Here is a 4,987-nt window from a genome sequence, read left to right on the forward strand (position 1 = left end):
TTGAAATGCATTCCCCTGTGGGAGCGAGCCTGCTCGCGAAGGGGGTATCCGGATCACCTGAAATGTCCCTGCCTGTCTCACAGTGTTAGGCTCTGCCCCGAATCCTGCGCACTGTGAAGGAAGGCTTATGTTGAAGATTCTCGCTCTGCTCACGCTGCTGGCATCCGCCGCTGTCCACGCTCAAACCCCGCTGCAAACCGACCTGCCGCTCAAATACCTGGAACAGGCCAACCCCGAATCCCGCGATCAGCCCCTGGTGATTTTCCTCCACGGGTACGGCAGTAACGAGCAGGACCTGTTCGGCATCAAGGATGAGCTGCCCGCACAATTCAACTACCTGTCGGTACGGGCGCCGATGGTGATGGAAGAGGGCCGCTACCAGTGGTTTCGCAAGAAGGGCGAAGGTGCCTACAACGGTGAGACCGACGATCTGAAGTCCAGCGGCCAGATACTGCTGGATTTCGTCGTACAAGCGGCGCGCAAGTATCACACCGAACCGGACAGGGTGTTTCTGGTGGGATTCAGCCAAGGCGCGATCATGTCCTACGAAGTCGCCCTGCGGCATCCCGAGGCCGTGGGCGGGATCGCCGCGTTGAGCGGGCGGATTTTGCCGGTACTCAGGTCCGAATTGAAACCGGATGAAAAACGCCAGTCACTGGCGATTTTCATCGGTCATGGCACGGCGGACAAACGCCTGCCGTACAGCGACGGCACCGAGGCCAACAGCCTGTTGCAGAGCATCTCACTCGAGCCCGAGTTTCACGCGTACCAAGGTGTTGGCCATAACATCAGCGCCGAAGAGATGCAGGATTTGAGCGCCTGGTTGCAGCGCCTCAACCCTTGACGCTTATTTGCCGCTGACGATCTGCTTGATCAGCGTCTCGTGGGCTGCCATGTCGCCGGGGCGGGAAATGACCTGGATCACGATCATGCGGTTGCCGGACGCCGCCATCAGCGTGGTGTTGAGGGTCATGCCGCCACCCTGGCTGGCGGTGCTGTCGACCTGACGCACACCCAGCCCGGTACTCTTGAGGGTCAGGCTTTTTTCGCTGAGCTTGTTGTAGTCCGGCAGCGCCTTGCGTTGCGCCGCGTCGAAGTCGGCCACGGTGCCGTCGAGAAACGCACCGTCGTTGTCCTTGACCTTGGTGCCATCCGGCAGGCTGTTTTCAGCCGCGATCACCACGGTCTTGGTCGTTTCGTTGGCATACATGGTGCCGCTTGCACCGGTAGGGCTGCTTGGCAGCGCGTTGGCAACGAAGCCCTTTGGCAGGGTGAACGTGAACTTGCCGCCGAGCATCGAGACTTTCTGTGTCGATGCCGCTTCTTTGGCCGGGGCCTTGGCCGCCTGCGCATTCAAAGCCCCCAATGTGGCGACCGCCGCCAGCAACAGGACAACGGCTTTTTTACTCAACAGTGACATGGGTGAATCTCCAGGGATGGTCGCGCAGTGGGGCGGCGATCATCCCATGGAGGTTGGCGGGCATTCCAGTGTGGGGTAACGGACGGTCATTGATGCCTGGTGCCATCGCCAGGAACACGAACGGTTACTGCCGGGTACGAAGTTGTTGGGCTACTCGTGCGAAACGATCGAAGGTGTTGTAGGCGTTTTGACCGTCGGTTGTGAAGTGGCGATGACCGCACCGGCAATAATCAGTAATGCGGGGATCATCAGGAGCGGGCTGGCGTGGCTGCGCCCGACAACGATCAGCAGCAGGGTGGAAATCAGCGGGGCCAGGTAGGACAGGGCGCCCAAAGTGGCCAGGTTGCCATGTTTGGTGGCGTGGTCCCAGGCAAAAAACGCCAGTCCCGCCGGTCCCAGCCCGAGAACGACAAGCGCTGCCCACTGACGCGCGTCGGGCCACACCGTGGTCTCGAAAGCCAGGTGACAGACCAGGCCGCCCACCGCAGACATGCCGCAGATGCCCCCGATGATGCTGCTCGGCACTTCCTTGAAGCGACGGTTGAACACCGAATAACCGGCCCAGATCAAGGCACAGCCGAACGCCGCGAGGTATCCGGGGATCGGCATCGCGGCGGCGGAGTCCGACCCGCGTTGCTGCATGATGAACGCCGTGCCCGCCAGGCCCAGCAGGGCGCCGAGTACCTGGCGCTTGTGCAGCTTCTCCGCGGCGGCGAAGGCCGACAGCAGCACCAATAACAGCGGCCACAGGTAATTGATCAGGCTGGCTTCGGCCGCCGGCGCGGCCTTGAGGGCGAAAAAGTACAGCGCGTGATAAACGAAGATGCCGACAAAGCCCGTCGCCCATACCGCCCAGGGTTGGCGCCAGCTGTTGAACCCGCTGATACCGTGGCGTCCCAGGATGAGCAGGCTGGCGATAAACGCCACGCCGAAGCTCAGGGTCAACACTTCAAACGGCGGCAGGCCTTCGGTGAGGGTGGTCAGTAACGCCAGGCAGGACCAGAGAAAGATCGCGATCACGCCGACCGCGGTGGCGGAGTGGGCACTACGGACGCGAGACGTGGCCATGTCTGTTCCTTCAGTCGTTGAACGGGCGCCTTCCTTGCCCGATGACCTGATGCAGCTTAGCGCTTGATCGCGGTTCGTCCAGCGTCCGCCGTCACCGGGCCGACAGGCCGCGCCAGCAGGCGCTTGGTCACGCCCAGCATCGCCACCGACACGGCCATGCCGAGGGCAAACGCGCTCATCCCCATGTCGGGTAACGCCAGCGCCAATACCAGGCAGAACGCCGAGAATGAATACATACCGGTCGCCGTTGCGCGCAGCAGGGCAGCGGTAAACGCCGGGCCACGGGTTTGCTGGGAGAACACTGCCATTACGCTGCCCAATACCGGGAACACCGCAAGCAGCCCGCTCCAGCGGTCGCCGACGGTGCTGGCGAGCAGGGTAACGGCCAGGGTCAGCAGCGCGCCGGCGACCATGCGCAGCAGCAGTTTGTCGGACTTCGGCGCCGGGCCGGAAACGATCGGTTGCACCGAGGGGAACAGGTAGGGCGCGGCCAAAAGGGCAGAGGCGGCGGCAAGCACGGATACCAGCAGTGACGGCGGGATCAACGACAGCACCACGGCGACCACCGCCCAGACTGACAGCGAAATCGTCAGCGCCAGCGGCCATTGCGCTCTCTGGGCGACCTGCGCATAGGTGACGCAGAAGGCGATCATCGCGAACATGGCCGACAGCGCCGCCAGGGCCGATTGTGCGGCGAACAGTTCGCCCTGTTCGATGGCCAGGAAGAACAGAATCGGCCCGACCACCACCGGCAACCCGGACAACCAACCCGCCACGCTCGGCCCCCAGCGTTTGCCGGCGAGGGAAATCAGCAGCAGGAAACCTGGAATCACCAGCAGTTTAAGCATCAGCACGCGTACGTCTCCACCCTGTGTCAGGCGTCAACACTATCAGGTGTACACAATTTGTGTATACAAAAACCATTCCTGTAGGAGCGAGCTCGCTCGCGAAAAACGCTCAGGCACTGCGGTCATCCAGACAGCACACGTGATCGTTGGAGTCCATCGCGAGCAAAGCTCGCTCCTACACAGGGTTTTGTGTGTGCGCCGAACCGTCTAATCTGGGCGCCTTGCCAGCTGTTGATGGACCATCGCGTGAAATTCAGTTTACCCAAGGTCGGTACCGCGCCGTTTTGTCCGCCGGAAGTGGCGGGTTCCGTTGCCGTTGATCCCGGCGCGTCATTTTTCAAACGAGTCCTGCGCTTTGCCGGTCCCGGTTTGCTGGTGTCCATCGGCTATATGGACCCGGGCAACTGGGCGACCGCCATTGAGGCGGGGTCGCGGTTTGGCTACAGCCTGTTGTTCGTGGTGCTGCTGGCGAGTCTGGCGGGGATGGTGGTGCAGTGCCTGTGTTCGCGGCTGGGCATCGCCACCGGGCGTGATCTGGCGCAGCTGTGCCGGGAGCGCTATAGCAAACGGACGGCGCGCACGCAGTGGGTGCTGGCGGAAATCTCGATTATCGCCACCGACCTCGCCGAAGTGCTCGGCTGCGCGTTGGCGTTTCATCTGTTGCTGGGCTGTTCGCTGACGTTCGGTATCGCTCTCACGGCGTTCGACACCTTGCTGGTGCTGGCCCTGCAGAACCGTGGCTTCCGTCGTCTGGAAGCGATCATGCTGGTGCTGGTGGGCACCATTGGCGCGTGTTTCTTTGTCGAGCTGCTGTTGATCAAGCCTTACTGGCCGGATGTCGCCCAGGGCTTCACGCCATCACTGTCCGCGCTCGCCGATGCCGCACCGCTGTACCTGGCCATCGGCATTCTCGGGGCCACGGTGATGCCGCATAACCTGTACCTGCACACCTCGATCGTGCAAACGCGGCTGATCGGCAAGGACCAGGCCAGCAAGCAGGACGCGGTGAAGCTGGCGCGCATCGACACCATCGGCTCCCTGGCCCTGGCGCTCATGGTCAACGCGGCGATCCTGATCCTCGCCGCCGCCGCGTTCCACAAGACCGGGCATACCGATGTCGTCGACATTCAAGACGCCTATCACTTGCTTGACCCGCTGGTGGGCGGGGCGCTGGCCAGTGTGCTGTTCGGCGTCGCCTTGTTGGCATCGGGGCAGAGCTCCACCTTCACCGGCACCATCGCCGGCCAGGTGATCATGGAAGGCTTCCTGAACCTGCGGCTGCCGTGCTGGCAGCGGCGCCTGATCACCCGCGGGCTGGCGCTGATCCCGGCGTTCATTGGCGTGTGGCTGATGGGGGATGATGCGGTGGGCAAGCTGCTGGTGTTGAGCCAGGTGGTGCTGAGCCTGCAATTGCCGTTTGCGCTGTATCCGCTGATACGCATGACCAATGATCAGGCGTTGATGGGGCCGTTTGTGAATCGCTGGCCGACGCGGGTGCTGGCTTGGGGGCTTTTTGTCGTGATCAGTGGGGCTAACAGCTGGCTGATCCTTCAGTTTTTCGGGTGACGGGGCCGGCCCCTTCGCGAGCAGGCTCGTTCCCACAAGGGGTCTATGTTGTCAGCCGGTTTTTTTGTCGGCCATCACTTGCGGG

At 62.5% G+C, this 4,987-nt stretch carries 5 protein-coding genes; 2 read left to right on the forward strand and 3 right to left on the reverse strand.

From position 1 onward, the window contains the following. Nucleotides 1-127: 127 nt before the first annotated feature. Entirely contained in the window at nt 128-844 is a 717-nt protein-coding gene (locus ACW9HW_RS28630) for an alpha/beta hydrolase (RefSeq protein ID WP_457402670.1), read from the forward strand. A 3-nt stretch (nt 845-847) separates the two neighbouring features. On the opposite strand, the gene ACW9HW_RS28635 is transcribed toward ACW9HW_RS28630, so the two are convergent. The 3 genes from ACW9HW_RS28635 to ACW9HW_RS28645 form a co-directional block, all read right to left on the reverse strand. Continuing rightward, nucleotides 848-1,420 (reverse strand): DcrB/PsbP domain-containing protein, encoded by a 573-nt coding sequence (locus ACW9HW_RS28635; protein ID WP_095193487.1) that lies wholly within the window; start codon nt 1,418-1,420, stop codon nt 848-850. Nucleotides 1,421-1,570: 150 nt separating this feature from the next. Beyond that, a complete protein-coding gene (gene yddG / locus ACW9HW_RS28640) occupies nt 1,571-2,488 on the reverse strand; it encodes an aromatic amino acid exporter YddG (RefSeq protein ID WP_457402672.1) in 918 nt (305 codons plus the stop codon). A gap of 56 nt (nt 2,489-2,544) precedes the next feature. Next, on the reverse strand, nt 2,545-3,342 hold the full coding sequence (locus ACW9HW_RS28645; RefSeq protein ID WP_095193490.1) for a hypothetical protein: 798 nt from the start codon (nt 3,340-3,342) through the stop codon (nt 2,545-2,547). A 240-nt stretch (nt 3,343-3,582) separates the two neighbouring features. On the opposite strand from ACW9HW_RS28645, the gene ACW9HW_RS28650 reads away from it, so the two are divergent. Further along, nucleotides 3,583-4,902, forward strand: coding sequence for an Nramp family divalent metal transporter (locus ACW9HW_RS28650; protein WP_457402674.1), 1,320 nt, complete (start codon nt 3,583-3,585; stop codon nt 4,900-4,902). The last annotated feature ends 85 nt before the right edge of the window (nt 4,903-4,987 follow it).

Source organism: Pseudomonas sp. SDO5532_S415 (assembly GCF_054071155.1).